Annotated in this window: 12 protein-coding genes; 6 read left to right on the top strand and 6 right to left on the bottom strand. The window is 59.2% G+C overall.

The window, feature by feature from the left end; translation table 11 throughout:
- Nucleotides 1–10 precede the first annotated feature (10 nt).
- Nucleotides 11–991 (bottom strand): Bug family tripartite tricarboxylate transporter substrate binding protein, encoded by a 981-nt coding sequence (locus tag BFV65_RS14185; protein ID WP_038416442.1) that lies wholly within the window; start codon nucleotides 989–991, stop codon nucleotides 11–13.
- Nucleotides 992–1,143: 152 nt separating this feature from the next.
- Between BFV65_RS14185 and tctD the strand changes: the two genes are divergently transcribed.
- The 4 genes from tctD to BFV65_RS14165 all read left to right on the top strand — a co-directional run bounded on the left by tctD (nucleotide 1,144) and on the right by BFV65_RS14165 (nucleotide 5,177).
- Nucleotides 1,144–1,818, top strand: coding sequence for a transcriptional regulator TctD (gene tctD, locus BFV65_RS14180; RefSeq protein ID WP_017693014.1), 675 nt, complete (start codon nucleotides 1,144–1,146; stop codon nucleotides 1,816–1,818).
- Nucleotides 1,805–3,214: a sensor histidine kinase gene (locus BFV65_RS14175; protein ID WP_023306632.1), complete on the top strand. Its 1,410-nt coding sequence runs from the start codon at nucleotides 1,805–1,807 to the stop codon at nucleotides 3,212–3,214. The genes tctD and BFV65_RS14175 overlap by 14 nt, the downstream gene beginning before the upstream one ends.
- A gap of 129 nt (nucleotides 3,215–3,343) precedes the next feature.
- Nucleotides 3,344–3,883 carry a YfaZ family outer membrane protein gene (locus BFV65_RS14170; RefSeq protein WP_022648809.1) on the top strand — a complete coding sequence of 180 codons (540 nt, stop codon included), beginning with the start codon at nucleotides 3,344–3,346 and terminating at the stop codon, nucleotides 3,881–3,883.
- Nucleotides 3,884–3,977: 94 nt separating this feature from the next.
- Entirely contained in the window at nucleotides 3,978–5,177 is a 1,200-nt protein-coding gene (locus BFV65_RS14165) for a nicotinamide mononucleotide deamidase-related protein YfaY (protein ID WP_069596783.1), read from the top strand.
- 31 nt (nucleotides 5,178–5,208) lie between these two features.
- Here BFV65_RS14165 and glpC read toward each other — a convergent pair whose 3' ends face one another.
- The 3 genes from glpC to glpA are packed head-to-tail and all read right to left on the bottom strand — an operon-like array spanning nucleotide 5,209 to nucleotide 9,231.
- Nucleotides 5,209–6,399 carry an anaerobic glycerol-3-phosphate dehydrogenase subunit GlpC gene (gene glpC / locus BFV65_RS14160; protein ID WP_069596782.1) on the bottom strand — a complete coding sequence of 397 codons (1,191 nt, stop codon included), beginning with the start codon at nucleotides 6,397–6,399 and terminating at the stop codon, nucleotides 5,209–5,211.
- Nucleotides 6,396–7,613: a glycerol-3-phosphate dehydrogenase subunit GlpB gene (glpB, locus tag BFV65_RS14155; protein WP_058646994.1), complete on the bottom strand. Its 1,218-nt coding sequence runs from the start codon at nucleotides 7,611–7,613 to the stop codon at nucleotides 6,396–6,398. Before glpB ends, glpC begins: the two co-directional genes overlap by 4 nt.
- The gene (gene glpA / locus BFV65_RS14150; protein WP_069596781.1) at nucleotides 7,603–9,231 is read right to left on the bottom strand and encodes an anaerobic glycerol-3-phosphate dehydrogenase subunit A; all 1,629 of its coding nucleotides are present in this window, start codon (nucleotides 9,229–9,231) and stop codon (nucleotides 7,603–7,605) included. The genes glpB and glpA overlap by 11 nt, the downstream gene beginning before the upstream one ends.
- Before the next feature lie 249 nt (nucleotides 9,232–9,480).
- On the opposite strand from glpA, the gene glpT reads away from it, so the two are divergent.
- The gene (gene glpT, locus BFV65_RS14145; RefSeq protein WP_022648804.1) at nucleotides 9,481–10,833 is read left to right on the top strand and encodes a glycerol-3-phosphate transporter; all 1,353 of its coding nucleotides are present in this window, start codon (nucleotides 9,481–9,483) and stop codon (nucleotides 10,831–10,833) included.
- A gap of 11 nt (nucleotides 10,834–10,844) precedes the next feature.
- Entirely contained in the window at nucleotides 10,845–11,903 is a 1,059-nt protein-coding gene (glpQ, locus tag BFV65_RS14140; protein ID WP_069596780.1) for a glycerophosphodiester phosphodiesterase, read from the top strand.
- A 542-nt stretch (nucleotides 11,904–12,445) separates the two neighbouring features.
- Here glpQ and yfaE read toward each other — a convergent pair.
- Together yfaE and nrdB are read right to left on the bottom strand one after the other, a co-directional pair.
- Nucleotides 12,446–12,700: a class I ribonucleotide reductase maintenance protein YfaE gene (gene yfaE / locus BFV65_RS14135; RefSeq protein ID WP_003859419.1), complete on the bottom strand. Its 255-nt coding sequence runs from the start codon at nucleotides 12,698–12,700 to the stop codon at nucleotides 12,446–12,448.
- Complete coding sequence (gene nrdB / locus BFV65_RS14130) at nucleotides 12,700–13,830, bottom strand: class Ia ribonucleoside-diphosphate reductase subunit beta (protein ID WP_022648802.1); 1,131 nt, start codon at nucleotides 13,828–13,830, stop codon at nucleotides 12,700–12,702. The genes yfaE and nrdB overlap by 1 nt, the downstream gene beginning before the upstream one ends.
- Between the last annotated feature and the right edge of the window lie 93 nt (nucleotides 13,831–13,923).

Genomic DNA, 13,923 nt, shown 5'->3' with positions numbered 1-13,923 from the left:
GCGCCTCCGGTTATTTCGCCAGACCAAAGGCTTTCGCCTGTTCGCGGTAGTCATTCACCTGTTTTTTCACATACTCGTCCAGCTGCTTGCCGTTCAGGTTGAACTCAAACAGCCCGCGCAGATCGCGCTGTTTTTTGAACTCCTCGGTTTGCTGAAGTTTTGCGAAGGTATCCACCCACCACTGGTACTCGGCGTCGGTCACTTTTGGCCCGACGAAGAAGCCACGGATGATCGGCCAGACCAGGTTATAACCCTGCTCTTTGGCGGTTGGGACGTCTGCCAGCTGGCCCGGCAGACGGTTTTCCGAGAAGACCGCCAGCACGCGGATCTTATCCCCGCTCAGGTAGGGCACCATTTCGCTGAGATCGCCCGATACTGCCTGCACGTGATTGCCCATCAGCGCCGTCACCGGCTCACCGCCGCCTTCAAAGGCCACGTAACGCATTTTGTGCGGATCCACTTTGGCCTGCTGCGCCAGCAGCGCGGCTTTCATCCAGTCCTGGCTGCCGATAGAGGCGCCTGCGCCAATCACCACGCTGTTCGGATCTTTTTCCATGGCGGTCAGCAGATCTTTCAGGGATTTCCACGGGGAGTCGGCGCGAACGGCGATCATGCCGTAATCGGTGCCCACGGTGGCGAGCCAGCGCACGTCATTTACGTCATAACGACCAAATTTCCCCTGCGACAGGTTCAGCAGCGAGCCGCCGGAGAAGGCCACCACGGTGCCGGGTTCAGCAGGGCGCTGGGCGACGATGGCGTTATAGGCTACCGCGCCCACGCCGCCGGGCATGTAGGTGACGCGCATTGGTTTCTCGATGGCCTTCGTCTCCAGCAGGCTGACCTGAATCAGCTTACAGGTCAGGTCGAAGCCGCCGCCGGGTTTGGCCGGGGCGATACACTCGGTGCGGGACGGGGTGTCCTGCGCCTGGACTACAGAGGCACTCAACAGCAATACGCTTGCAGCAAGGGTAGAAAGTAATTGTTTTTTCATCGTTTATCCTCACGCCGGAGAACCGGGAGTACGGGTACGGGTGTCTTTTTTCTGATTATGTGAACCACCTTGTAGCGGTTCCGTTGCGTGATTGTTAAAACAATAACCTTTCATTTCCCTTTCACTGCGACACCAACTTTACAGGATGTGATATGCGTCTCTTACTGGCGGAAGATAATCGTGAGCTGGCTCACTGGCTGGAGAAAGCGCTGGTACAAAACGGATTTGCCGTGGATTGCGTCAACGATGGACGGGCGGCCGATCACCTTTTGCAGGGGGAAAACTATGCCGTCGCGATCCTTGATATCGGCATGCCCGGCTTCGACGGGCTGGAAGTGGTGCATCGTCTGAGAAAGCGCGGGCAGACGCTGCCGGTGCTATTTCTCACCGCCCGCAGCAACGTGGCAGACAGGGTGAAAGGGCTGAATGCCGGGGCGGATGACTATCTGCCGAAGCCGTTCGAGCTGGAGGAGCTTGATGCCCGCCTGCGTGCGCTGCTGCGCCGCAGTGAAGGACGAACCCAGGAGCGCCAGCGGCTGGGAGAGCTGGAGTACGATGATGAAGGCTTTTTTCTGCTGCGCGATGAACCTCTTTCCCTCACGCCGCGCGAGCTCTCTTTACTGAAGGTGCTGATGCACCGCCGGACCCGTCCCGTCTCCCGGCAACAGCTCTTCGACCAGGTGTTCAGCCTGAACGACGACGTCAGCCCCGAGAGTATCGATCTCTATATTCACCGCCTGCGTAAGAAGCTGACCGGCAGCGGCGTGCGGATCACCACCCTCCGGGGACTGGGCTACGTGCTGGAGTGCGGCGATGAAGTGGGTTAAGCCGCAGTCGCTTTACCTGCAACTTTTGCTCTTTCTGGGTTTGCCGCTGCTGCTGTTATGGGGGCTGTCAGCCTTTAACAGCTACGTTAGCGCGCTACAGGCGGCGACGCAGGCCTATGACCGTACGCTGTTATCCTCGGCTCGCACCGTGTCTGAGCGGCTGGTGGTGCACAAGGGCAAGCTGCTGGTGAACGTGCCCTGGGTCGTGCTCGACAGCTTTGAGCTGAACATGAACGATCGCCTCTACTACAAGGTGGTTGACCCTGACGGGCGGACGATCTCCGGCTATGACGATCTGCCAAATATGCCTCCCTCCACGTCGCGCACCACTCACTATCCGGCGCTGGCGTGGTTTTATCATACCGAGTATCGCGGGCAGGCGATCCGCGTGGCGAAGCTGCTCCAGCCGGTTAACGAAGATAACGTGTTCGGGATGGCGGAAATTTACGTCGCAGAAACGTTGCAGTCGCGGCGCTATCTGGCCACTCAGCTGCTGTTTTCCTCACTCGTGTCGCAGGGGCTGCTGGTACTGCTGACGCTGGTCCTGACCGCCTGGCTGCTGCGCCGCGTGCTGCGCCCAATGCGGCAACTCTCTTCGCTGATGGTGCGCCGTGAGCCCGGGCTGCTGGCCCCGCTGCCGGAGCTGCTGCCCTGGTCGGAAACGCGGCTGCTGATTGTGGCGTTTAACCGTTACATCGACCGGTTGCGCGGCGTACTTTCGCGGCAGGAGCGCTTCAATGCCGATGCCTCACACCAGCTCAAAACGCCGCTGGCGGTGCTAAAAACGCAGGTATCCGTTGCTCTGACGCGTAACGATCCGGCGCTGTGGCAGGAGAGCTTACGGGCAATGAACGTTACGCTGGATAACACCATCGTGCTGACGGAAAGGCTGTTACAGCTTTCGGCGGTGAAGCGGAAAGAGCAGGGGGAGCGACAGTTTGCCCCTGTCGATCTGGTGCAGGTGGTGCAAAACTGCTGCTTTTCGCGGCTGGCACAGGCGCGCAGCAAGGGTATCGATCTCGGTTATGACGGCGTACAGCAGCCGGTAATGATTGAGGGGGATGACGTTTTGCTGGGCGAACTCTGCGCTAACCTGCTGGAGAATGCGATCAAATACACGCCGGAGCAGGGCATCGTGACGGTGTACCTGCGCATGGATAACGATGCCGTTGAGCTGAGCGTGGAGGACAGCGGACCGGGTATTGCCGAAGACCAGATCTCCCAGGCCATGCTGCCGTTTCATCGGCTGGATAACGTGGGCGATGCCGCCGGGTCCGGCATTGGCCTGGCGCTGGCCAACGATATTGCCCGCCTGCACCGCAGCCATCTTCAGCTGATGCCCAGTGAAAATCTGGGCGGCTTGTGCGTAAAAATGCGTTTTTTATTGATGATATAAATACCGATATTATCAAATCGTTACAAACTAATTGCCCGATGTCCACTGAGCGCATTGATCCCACAGACAGTCAGGTTAAAATCTCGCGGTTTTTGGACATCTCTGAATATATTGTGCGGGATCACGACAATGAAAAAAGTGGCATTAATGGGCTTAGGCCTGATGTTTGTATCGGCAGCAGCCAACGCTATTTCCTTCAACGGCTCGGCGGGCGAAGATTATACCCACCTGGGCTTTGGTCTTGGCACGGATAGCGCAGGCCTGGCGATGACCGGCGGCTGGACGCATAACGACGACGATGGGGATGCGGCAAGCCTGGGGCTGGGCTTCAACGTACCTTTGGGTCCTTTCCTGGCGACAGTCGGCGGTAAAGGGATTTACACCAACCCGAACGACGGCGACGAAGGTTACGCGGCGGCAGTGGGCGGCGGTTTGCAGTGGAAAATCGGCGACAGCTTTGGCCTGTTCGGTGAGTACTACTACTCTCCGGATTCCCTCTCCAGCGGTATCGATAGCTATGAGGAAGCCAACGTGGGTGGACGCTGGACCATCATCCGTCCTGTCACCATCGAAGCGGGTTATCGTTATCTGAACCTGGCGGGTAAAGACGGCCACCGCGACAACGCGCTGGCAGATGGTCCCTACATCGGTGTGAGCGCAGGTTTCTAATCCTTTCGGCGCGGCGTTCAGTCGCGCCAGTTTCTCTCTTCCCCCGGTCTTCGATTGCGCTATAGTGTTTTGACCATTGAAATGGGAGAACACAATGATAAACGTGGAAATGTTATCCACTGGCGACGAAGTGCTGCATGGGCAAATCATTGATACCAATGCCGCCTGGCTCGCCGATCTCTTCTTTGAGCAAGGATTACCGTTAACGCGCCGCAACACCGTGGGTGACAATCTTGAGTCGCTGGTCAACGTTCTGCGCGAGCGCAGCGAACGCTGCGACGTGCTGATTGTGAACGGCGGGCTTGGGCCCACCAGCGACGATCTCAGCGCGCTGGCCGCCGCCACGGCCAGAGGTGAAGGCCTGGTCCTGCACGAGGCGTGGCTGGCACAGATGGAGCGATTTTTCTCCGAGCGTGGCCGCGTGATGGCCCCCAGCAACCGCAAGCAGGCTGAAATTCCCGCCAGCGCGGAACTGATTGATAACCCGGTCGGCACCGCCTGCGGGTTTGCCGTTCAGTTGAACCGCTGCCTGATGTTCTTCACTCCGGGCGTGCCGTCGGAATTTAAAGTGATGGTCGAGCAGCAGATCCTGCCGCGCCTGCGCGCGCGCTTCACACTGCCTGAACCGCCGCTGTGCCTGCGTCTGACCACCTTTGGCCGCTCGGAAAGCGATCTGGCTCAGAGCCTCGATCACCTGCAACTGCCTCCCGGCGTGTCGATGGGCTATCGCTCCTCCATGCCGATTATTGAACTGAAGCTGACCGGACCGGCGTCAGAGAAAACCGCCATGCTGGCGCTGTGGCCGGAAGTGCAGCGCGTCGCCGGGGAAAGCCTGATTTTCGAAGGAACGGAAGGGCTGCCGGCGCAGATCGCAGCGCATTTGCAGTCTCGTCAGCTCAGCGTGACGCTAAGCGAGCAGTTTACCGGTGGGCTTCTGGCGCTTCAGCTTACCCGCGCGGGTGCGCCGCTGCTGGCCAGCGAAGTGGTGCCGTTCCAGCAGGAGACGCTGGCGCAGACGGCGCGCTGGGCATCCGAGCGCAGAGTGAAGCATTTCGCCGGACTGGCGCTGTTTGTGGGCGGGCTGGATGAAGAGCATCTCAACTTCGCCCTGGCAACCCCGGAAGGAACGCACGCCCTGCGGGTGAAGATGAGTATTACCCGCCACAGTCTGGCCGTGCGTCAGGAGGTGTGCGCGATGATGGCCCTGAACATGCTGCGCCGCTGGCTGAACGGGAAAGAGGTCGCCAGCGAGCACGGCTGGATCAACGTCGTGGAATCGCTGTTTGTAGAGTGAGAATGTGCCGGGGGAGTGTCCCCGGCAACGGTTACGCCAGTGCGTTTGCCAGCAAGGTAATGGGATGTTCACAGCGTTTGCTGGTGGACATCTCGATCTGCCACTTGCAGGTTTCACAGTCCGTCACCACGATATCTGCGCCGCTCTCTTCAATCTGCCGGAACAGCGGCGCGCCAATGGCCTGTGACGTTGGGTAGTTTTCACGCTTGAATCCGTAGGTGCCAGCGATGCCGCAGCAGCGTGAGTCCAGCACCGTCAGCTCCAGCCCCGGGATCAACCGCAGCAGCTCCAGCGTATAGATCGACCAGCCCATCTTCTCCATATGACATGGCGTGTGATACACCACCTTCAACGGCAATTTGCCCAGCGGTAACGTCTGCCCGCTGTCCAGCTTGCGCCAGAGAAAACGGGTCGCCAGCTCAATGTGCTCGCGCAGGCCGGTGTTATCCACATCCAGCAGATGCGGATATTCATCGCGCAGCGTGAAGGTACAGGTTGACGACGTCGCCAGTACCGGTCTCCCTTTGTCGACGATCGCCTCACGTAAAGAGGTGACGTTGCTTTTCGCCTGCCTGCGCGCTTTGTCGGTAAAACCGTTGGCAATCAGCGGAACGCCGCAGCACTTCTCTTTGCTCAGCAGCTGAACGCCCGTCCCCATGGCGTTCAGCACTTTCAGCAGGTCTTTTCCCAGCTGCGGATGGTTGTAGTTCACGTAGCAGCCGTGGAAGAAGGCAACCTGCTCAGCGAACTGCGCCTGTTCTGCCGCCACGGATTTATACCAGCGGCGGAAGGTGCCGTGAGAATATTTCGGCAGACTGCGGTGATGGTCGATTTTGAGCGTAGCATCCAGCAGTCTGCGCACCGGCTTCAGGGCGGTGGCGGCATTGACGACCGGCGCGAAAGGCGTCGAGAGGCTGCCCATTAGATCGGTGTGGCTTAGTATCGCGTCGCGCAGCGTCGGTTTTTGCGTACTGTAGCGGGCGCGGGCGCGCTGGATGATATCGCCTATTTTCACGTCCGACGGGCAGGCAACTTCGCAGCGTTTGCAGTTTATGCAGTATTTCAGCGCCTCGTCGTAGAGCGCGCCGTCCTTCAGGCGCAGACGCTCCCCGTCGGGGCCGGCCTGTTTCGGGCCGGGATAGCGCGGATCGACGCCGCTGACCGGGCAAACCGTGGTGCAGACCGTGCATTTGATACAGCTTTCAAATCGGGTGTCGTTCATTGTGCTCCCTCCCTGCGCTGGATAATCTGCTCCGCGACATGCAGCGCGGTGACGGCGCAGACGCCGCCACCGCAGCCCTGTGCCACGGGATCGTACCCGCCCAGAACCGAGCCGATGGCGTAAAGATTTTCAACCGGTTCCCCGCCCAGCTGCGGGCGCAGCTGGGTGTCGACGATCACGCCGAACTGCTGCCAGGGCTGCGGGGTGAAGAAATCGCTTTGATACCAGTCCGCGCGGGAAGCGCTTTGCCGGACGTCCAGCCCGAGAATTGCCTCACGCACGCCATCCCGGCTGCTCAGCAGACCGTTACTGAAGAAACTGCCGCTTGCCAGCACCGTATAGCGTGCACGAAGCGGGATGTCGCCGTGGTTGCGGGTCCAGATTTCGCTTACCGCGCCCTCTGCCAGGGTGATTTTTTTCACCTCGTCGCCTGCCATCCAGACGCCACCCTGGGCGACAAACTGACGTTGAAGCTGGGTATGCAGACGAATGCCGGGCACGGAAGGGGGGAGCGTCGGCAGTAAACCGAGCGTACAGGGCAGGCGCGCCGAGAGCCAGCGCCAGAGCCGGTTGTCCGTTAAGCCAAAACAGGCGGGCATAAACAGGGCGTCGCAGCTCTCGCCGAGCGGCTGAAGCGCCGCGTACAGCTGCGGCCAGTAGCGTTCATTATCCAGCAGGCGGGCAATGTTCACCGCACGAAACTCGCTGGGGTTTTCGCGCAGCACGTCGAGCTCGGGGAGATCAATCTCCGCCGTATCCACCTGAATCCCTTGCTGTCTGAGAGACGCGGCGGCAAGATGCGGCTGGAAATCAAGGAAACCGCTGATCCCCACCACCCGCACGCGCCCGGCAGCGATGGGGGCGACAGGCACCTCTTCCGGGCTAAGCCAGGCGGCGCGCAGAGTGCCGAGCGGCGTGACGCGCTGATGATTTTGCTCGGCGTCACCCTGCATGCGTGCGCCGCAGGCGGTCAGCAGGTGTTCGGTTTCGCAGGCAAAGCGGGCCATATTCTCTGCGCCCGTCAGGCGGTAGGGATGTTCAGGCGGCAGATCGGCGAACGATAGCGCGCCCAGTAAATCCAGCGAGCCGGAAGAGAAGTGCAGGGCACTTTGACCGCGAGTGACAATGGCGCAGCGCAGACCCCGCTGCGTCAGTTTGAGACCGCACAGCAGGCCCGCCAGCCCTCCACCCACAATCACGGTATCAAATTTCATGGTTGTGCTCCTTCTCCAGACCGCAAAGTCCCTGATAGACCCAGCGGGTAAACTCACTTTCGCGCAGGGCATCGCCCCAGGCGACGGGCTGAATGCCTTTCCAGCGCTCATTTAAAAAATCGCTGAGCTGGGCGAGCGACTGGGTTGAGGAGGTGGCATGAAAACGTTGCAGCAGCCCGGCGGCACGGCAGGCGCACAGCTCCCCCTGACAGGTGCCCATCCCGACTCGCGTGCGGCGGCGTAAATCAAGCAGGTTGTTCACCGTCAGGTTTTCCACGGCATATTGCACCTCGCCTGCGGTCACGGCTTCGCATTCGCACACCAGGCTGCGGCTGAGTCGCCCTTCACCAAGCCAGGTCGGGGTGCGGTCGCCGTGGCGGTAAATCGCCGAACCGCGAAGCGGGGCAGGAAGTGAAATGATTTTGTGCAGCGTTTTTTCTGTCGATTGCTGCGAGCCGGGCAGGGCCCGCTCCGCCGTCACGCACGGCGCGGTGTTGCCGAGCTTACAGCAGACGGCATCGGTGGCCCACTCCGCCATCAGCCGGTAGGTCATCAGCTTGCCGCCGGTAATGGTGATAAACCCGTCCATGCCGTCACGTTCGGCGTGATCGAGCAGCACGATGCCGCGGCTGACGTTACGCCCGCTCGGATCGTTGTCGCTGGCGACGAGGGGACGCACGCCCGCGTAGGCACGCAGAATACGCGTCTGCGCCATCACCGGGGCCAGCTTTTCCCCTTCGCGCAGCAGAATATCCACCTCTTCGGCGGTAACGCGGTTGTAATCGATTTCGCTGTAGTCCACATGCATTGAGGTCGTGCCGATCAACGAAATGGTGTCCCCCGGCACGAGGATGTCGGCGTCAGACGGTTTACGGCAGCGGTTGATGACATGGTTATTGATGCGATGGTCGAGGATCAGCAGCGAGCCTTTGGCCGGGAACATGCGGACGGATAAATCGGCGTATTCCGCGATGCGCTGGCCCCAGATCCCCGCCGCGTTGACCACGACGGCGGCATACAGCTCGCGGTGTTCGTTGTACTGCGCATCAAACACGCGCACCCCGCGCACGGTATTACCTTCACGAATAAGCCCGGTGACGTGATGCCCGGTCAGGATCTGTGCGCCGTGTTCCCGCGCGTCGAGCATATTGGCGGCGGTCAGGCGGAAAGGATCAACGGTTCCGTCAGGCACTTTTACCGCGCCCAGTAACGCCGGGTTTACCGAGGGTTCCAGACGGCGCGCCTGCGCAGGATCGAGCGCCTCGGCCTGAATGCCTGCCGCCGTGCAGGCGGTGATAAAGGTTTGCTGAAAGCCGAGATCATCTTCGGGAAGGGTGATAAAAAGGCCGTTGGTCGGTTCAACGCAGTGGCGGGCGATGCGCCTGAGGATCTGGTTTTCAGCAATACACTCGCGCGCGGACTCAGCGTCAGTGACCGCATAGCGGGCACCGCTGTGCAACAGACCGTGGTTACGCCCCGTTGCGCCGGTGGCGATGTCGTGGCGCTCCAGAAGCGTGACGCTCAATCCCCGCAGGGCGCAGTCGCGTGCGATGCCGGCACCCGTCGCGCCACCGCCAATGATAATCACATCGCTGAAGCGTGGATCGTGAATTGTCATTGCCTTTCCTCTATGTTCGTTTTTTAGCATTTAGCCACATTGATCGTGTGGTTTGTTTGATTTCGAACATAAACGCGCGAAATTCGAAAGTGAAACGTGATTTCATGCGCTTTTTTGCGCATTCTGTCATATTTCTGTAACAATCTGTGCGTTGATTCACAGTAACATTCACCGTGATTTCTTAACATCGCCGCCTCTGTAGCCGGGCGCGAGATGCCCGGTCATTTTTGAAAGGCCACGGAGGCTGTTATGCTCAGTATCTTTAAACCTGCGCCACACCGGGCGCGACTGCCAGAGGCAGAGATTGATCCTCTCTACCGCCGTCTGCGTTGGCAAATCTTCCTCGGGATCTTCTTCGGATATGCGGCGTACTATCTGGTACGTAAAAACTTTGCGCTCGCCATGCCGTACCTGGTGGAACAAGGCTTCTCCCGCGGCGATCTGGGCTTTGCGCTGTCGGGGATCTCCATCGCGTACGGTTTTTCGAAGTTCATTATGGGGTCGGTGTCGGATCGCTCGAATCCGCGCGTGTTCCTGCCCGCCGGTCTGATCCTCGCGGCAGCGGTGATGCTGTTCATGGGCTTTGTGCCATGGGCGACCTCCAGCATTGCCGTCATGTTCGTACTGCTGTTCCTCTGCGGCTGGTTCCAGGGGATGGGGTGGCCGCCATGCGGACGTACCATGGTGCACTGGTGGTCACAGAAAGAGCGCGGTGGGATTGTATCGGTCTGGAACTGCGCGCATAACGTCGGGGGCGGGCTTCCGCCGCTGCTGTTCCTGCTGGGGATGGCCTGGTTCAACGACTGGCACGCGGCGCTCTATATGCCTGCCTTTGGCGCCATTCTGGTGGCGATTATCGCCTTCGCCCTGATGCGCGACACGCCGCAGTCCTGCGGCCTGCCGCCGATTGAAGAGTACAAAAACGACTACCCGGATGATTACAGCGAGAAGCACGAAGAAGAGCTGACCGCGAAACAGATCTTCATGAAGTATGTGCTGCCAAATAAGCTGCTGTGGTACATCGCGGTGGCGAACGTGTTTGTCTACCTGCTGCGCTACGGCATCCTCGACTGGTCCCCGACTTACCTGAAAGAGGTGAAGCACTTCGCGCTGGATAAATCCTCCTGGGCCTATTTCCTGTATGAATACGCGGGCATTCCCGGCACGCTGATCTGCGGCTGGATGTCGGACAAAGTGTTTAAGGGCAACCGTGGGGCGACGGGCGTGTTCTTTATGACGCTGGTGACCATCGCGACGGTCGTTTACTGGCTTAACCCGCCGGGTAATCCGGGTGTGGATATGGCCTGTATGATCGTAATCGGCTTCCTGATTTATGGTCCGGTTATGCTGATCGGCCTGCACGCGCTGGAGCTGGCGCCGAAGAAAGCGGCAGGCACGGCGGCAGGCTTTACCGGTCTGTTTGGCTACCTCGGCGGTTCAGTGGCGGCAAGTGCCATCGTCGGTTACACCGTCGATTTCTTCGGCTGGGACGGTGGCTTTATGGTGATGATTGGCGGCAGCGTGCTGGCGGTTCTGCTGTTGATCGTCGTGATGATCGGTGAAAAACGTCACCATGCCGAGGTGCTGGCGCGTCGTCAGTAAGGAGCATTGCGATGAAATTAACTCAGTTAGCGACAGGCCTGCTGCTGGCGGGCCTGATGACAGGCTCCGCCCTGGCGGCGGATAAAATCGTGATCGCCCACCGTGGCGCCAGCGGTTATCTGCCAGAGCATACGCTGCCGGCAAAAGCGATGGCCTATGCCCAGGGCGCAGATTATCTGGAGCAGGATCTGGTGATGACGAAGGACGACCAGCTGGTCGTTCTGCATGACCATTATCTTGACCGCGTGACGGACGTGGCGGAGCGTTTCCCGGATCGTGCCCGTAAAGATGGCCGCTACTACGCCATCGACTTCACGCTGGCGGAGATCCGCTCGCTGAAGTTTACCGAGGGCTTCGAGATTGAGAACGGTAAGAAGGTGCAGGTCTATCCGGGGCGTTTCCCGATGGGCAAGTCTGACTTCCGTATTCACACCTTCGAAGAGGAGATCGAGTTTGTTCAGGGGCTGAACCACTCGACGGGCAAAAATATCGGTATCTACCCGGAAATCAAAGCGCCGTGGTTCCACCATCAGGAAGGAAAAGACATTGCCGCGAAGACGCTGGAGGTACTGAAAAAGTACGGCTACACCAGCAAGAAGGATAAGGTTTTCCTGCAATGTTTCGATGCCGCGGAACTGAAGCGCATCAAAACTGAGCTGGAGCCGAAGATGGGGATGGATCTCAATCTGGTGCAGCTGATTGCCTATACCGACTGGAATGAAACTCAGGAAAAACAGCCGGACGGGAAGTGGGTGAACTACAGCTACGACTGGATGTTTAAGCCGGGCGCGATGAAGCAGATTGCGCAGTACGCCGACGGCATCGGGCCGGATTACCACATGCTGGTGGCGGAAGGCTCAACGCCGGGCCACGTGAAGCTGACGGCGATGGTGAAAGAGGCGCATGCGAGCAAGATGCAGGTGCATCCGTATACCGTGCGTGCAGACCAGTTGCCGGAGTATGCGACGGACGTGGATCAGCTTTACGACGTGCTGTATAACCAGGCGGATGTGGACGGATTGTTTACGGATTTCCCGGATAAAGCGGTCGAATTCATTCACCGGAAGTAGGTTTTGTAGGTCGGGTAAGGCGAAGCCGCCACCCGACAATCAGGCTCTGCGGCCTGATGCCCTCACCCTAACCCTCTCCCACCGGGAGAGGGATCCCCAGTAATTTTTTTATGCAGAAGCAATAAAGTTGCTTTCTAAATGACTGAGGGCTGTCAGCGATGCCCTGGTCCGGCTGTAAATCGCTGAGGCGTTTGCCTTCCGGCCGGGGCGAGGCGCAGGGATGCGCCGAGAGGGCGGCTTTACAGGGACGTTGCCTCCGCCCGTACCCGATAAGCCGGAAGGAATAAGCCGAGGGCACCGCGAAGCGGCGATTTACCGCCGGGAGCCCGGGTTGCCAGGGTGGTGGCGACTGAGCCACCCTGGCACGTTCACCGGTCATGTCGTTACAGAGTAGCAAGGAACATAAAGTGAACGGAATGACCACCACCGCCGTATGTTCCCCTCACCCTAACCCTCTCCCCGGAGGGGCGAGGGGATTGCTCAGTGCTCGCATTAATTTGTGGGGAACCCTCAGCCCACCGGGAGAGGGGATAAGGACAACATCACATCTCGATCTCTATATCGCCTTTTGCCCGGCAGCAGCAGGGCAAAATTTCCCCTTCACTGATAAAGGCTAGCGGTTCGGTCAGCCAGTCTACCTGGCCTGCGACCAGACGGCAGCGGCAGGAGCCGCAGTAGCCTTCACGACACTGGTACTCGACTTCTACCTGATGTGCTTCAAGCGCCACCAGCAGAGAAGGGTGCTCTTCCTGGCACAACACCTCTGTACCCGAAAGGCTCAGCGTTACGCGGCTCATCAGAGCTGGAAATCGCTCAGGTCGTCGGTGTTGACTTCAGAATCAATCTGACCGACCAGGTAAGAACTCACTTCCACTTCCTGCGGCGCGACCTGCACGTTATCGGACACCAGCCAGGTGTTGATCCACGGGATTGGGTTAGAGCGCGTCTGGAACGGCAGGTCGAGACCGACGGCCTGCATGCGGATGTTGGTGATGTACTCAACGTACTGGCACAGAATGTCTTTGTTCAGGCCAATCATGGAGCCGTCGCGGAACAGGTAGTCTGCCCACTCTTTCTCCTGCTGGGCCGCCAGCACGAACAGGTCGTAGCATTCCTGTTTGCACTCTTCCGCAATTTCCGCCATCTCCGGATCGTCTGCACCGCTGCGCAGCAGGTTCAGCATATGCTGAGTCCCGGTCAGGTGCAGGGCTTCGTCACGGGCAATCAGACGGATAATTTTGGCGTTGCCTTCCATCAGTTTGCGCTCGGCAAACGCGAAGGAGCAGGCGAAGCTCACGTAGAAGCGGATCGCTTCCAGGGCGTTGACGCTCATCAGGCACAGATAGAGCTGTTTTTTCAGGGTCCGCAGGTTTACGGTGACGGTTTTACCGTTCACGTTGTGCGTACCTTCGCCCAGCAGATGCCAGTAGCTGGTCATCTCGATCAGTTCGTCATAGTAGTGCGCAATGCCTTCGGCGCGCTTCTGGATCTGTTCGTTGGTGACGATATCATCAAACACCACCGCCGGATCGTTAACGATGTTGCGGATGATGTGGGTGTAAGAGCGGGAGTGGATCGTCTCGGAGAACGCCCAGGTCTCAACCCAGGTTTCCAGCTCAGGAATCGAGATCAGCGGCAGCAGCGCCACGTTCGGACTACGACCCTGAATGGAGTCCAGCAGCGTCTGGTATTTCAGGTTGCTGAGGAAGATGTGCTTTTCGTGTTCCGGCAGCGCCTGGAAATCGATACGGTCGCGGGAAACGTCAACTTCTTCCGGACGCCAGAAGAAGGAGAGTTGCTTTTCAATCAGCTTTTCGAAGATGTCATATTTTTGCTGATCGTAGCGTGCCACGTTGACCGGCTGGCCGAAGAACATCGGCTCTTTGAGCTGGTCGTTTTTCGTCTGTGAAAAGGTGGTATATGCCATTGCGGTGAGTCCTGTGGTGTTATTTCCCCTCACCCCGGCCCTCTCCCACAGGGAGAGGGGGAAAGAGTTCCCTCTCCCTGTGGGAGAGGGTTA

The sequence above is a fragment of the Enterobacter hormaechei subsp. hoffmannii genome (genome assembly GCF_001729745.1).
GTDB lineage: Bacteria > Pseudomonadota > Gammaproteobacteria > Enterobacterales > Enterobacteriaceae > Enterobacter > Enterobacter intestinihominis.
The sequence above is the reverse complement of the archived record's forward strand: the minus strand, read 5'-3'. Positions and strand labels throughout refer to the sequence as shown.

What these genes read in the sequence shown, in the direction of transcription:
- BFV65_RS14175 (WP_023306632.1), top strand. Translation starts at nt 1,805, where the DNA reads ATGAAGTGGGTTAAGCCGCAGTCGCTTTACCTGCAACTTTTGCTCTTT.
- BFV65_RS14165 (WP_069596783.1), top strand. Translation starts at nt 3,978, where the DNA reads ATGATAAACGTGGAAATGTTATCCACTGGCGACGAAGTGCTGCATGGG.
- glpB (WP_058646994.1), bottom strand. Translation starts at nt 7,613, where the DNA reads ATGAAATTTGATACCGTGATTGTGGGTGGAGGGCTGGCGGGCCTGCTG.
- glpQ (WP_069596780.1), top strand. Translation starts at nt 10,845, where the DNA reads ATGAAATTAACTCAGTTAGCGACAGGCCTGCTGCTGGCGGGCCTGATG.
- tctD (WP_017693014.1), top strand. Translation starts at nt 1,144, where the DNA reads ATGCGTCTCTTACTGGCGGAAGATAATCGTGAGCTGGCTCACTGGCTG.
- nrdB (WP_022648802.1), bottom strand. Translation starts at nt 13,830, where the DNA reads ATGGCATATACCACCTTTTCACAGACGAAAAACGACCAGCTCAAAGAG.
- glpT (WP_022648804.1), top strand. Translation starts at nt 9,481, where the DNA reads ATGCTCAGTATCTTTAAACCTGCGCCACACCGGGCGCGACTGCCAGAG.
- glpA (WP_069596781.1), bottom strand. Translation starts at nt 9,231, where the DNA reads ATGACAATTCACGATCCACGCTTCAGCGATGTGATTATCATTGGCGGT.
- glpC (WP_069596782.1), bottom strand. Translation starts at nt 6,399, where the DNA reads ATGAACGACACCCGATTTGAAAGCTGTATCAAATGCACGGTCTGCACC.
- BFV65_RS14170 (WP_022648809.1), top strand. Translation starts at nt 3,344, where the DNA reads ATGAAAAAAGTGGCATTAATGGGCTTAGGCCTGATGTTTGTATCGGCA.
- BFV65_RS14185 (WP_038416442.1), bottom strand. Translation starts at nt 991, where the DNA reads ATGAAAAAACAATTACTTTCTACCCTTGCTGCAAGCGTATTGCTGTTG.
- yfaE (WP_003859419.1), bottom strand. Translation starts at nt 12,700, where the DNA reads ATGAGCCGCGTAACGCTGAGCCTTTCGGGTACAGAGGTGTTGTGCCAG.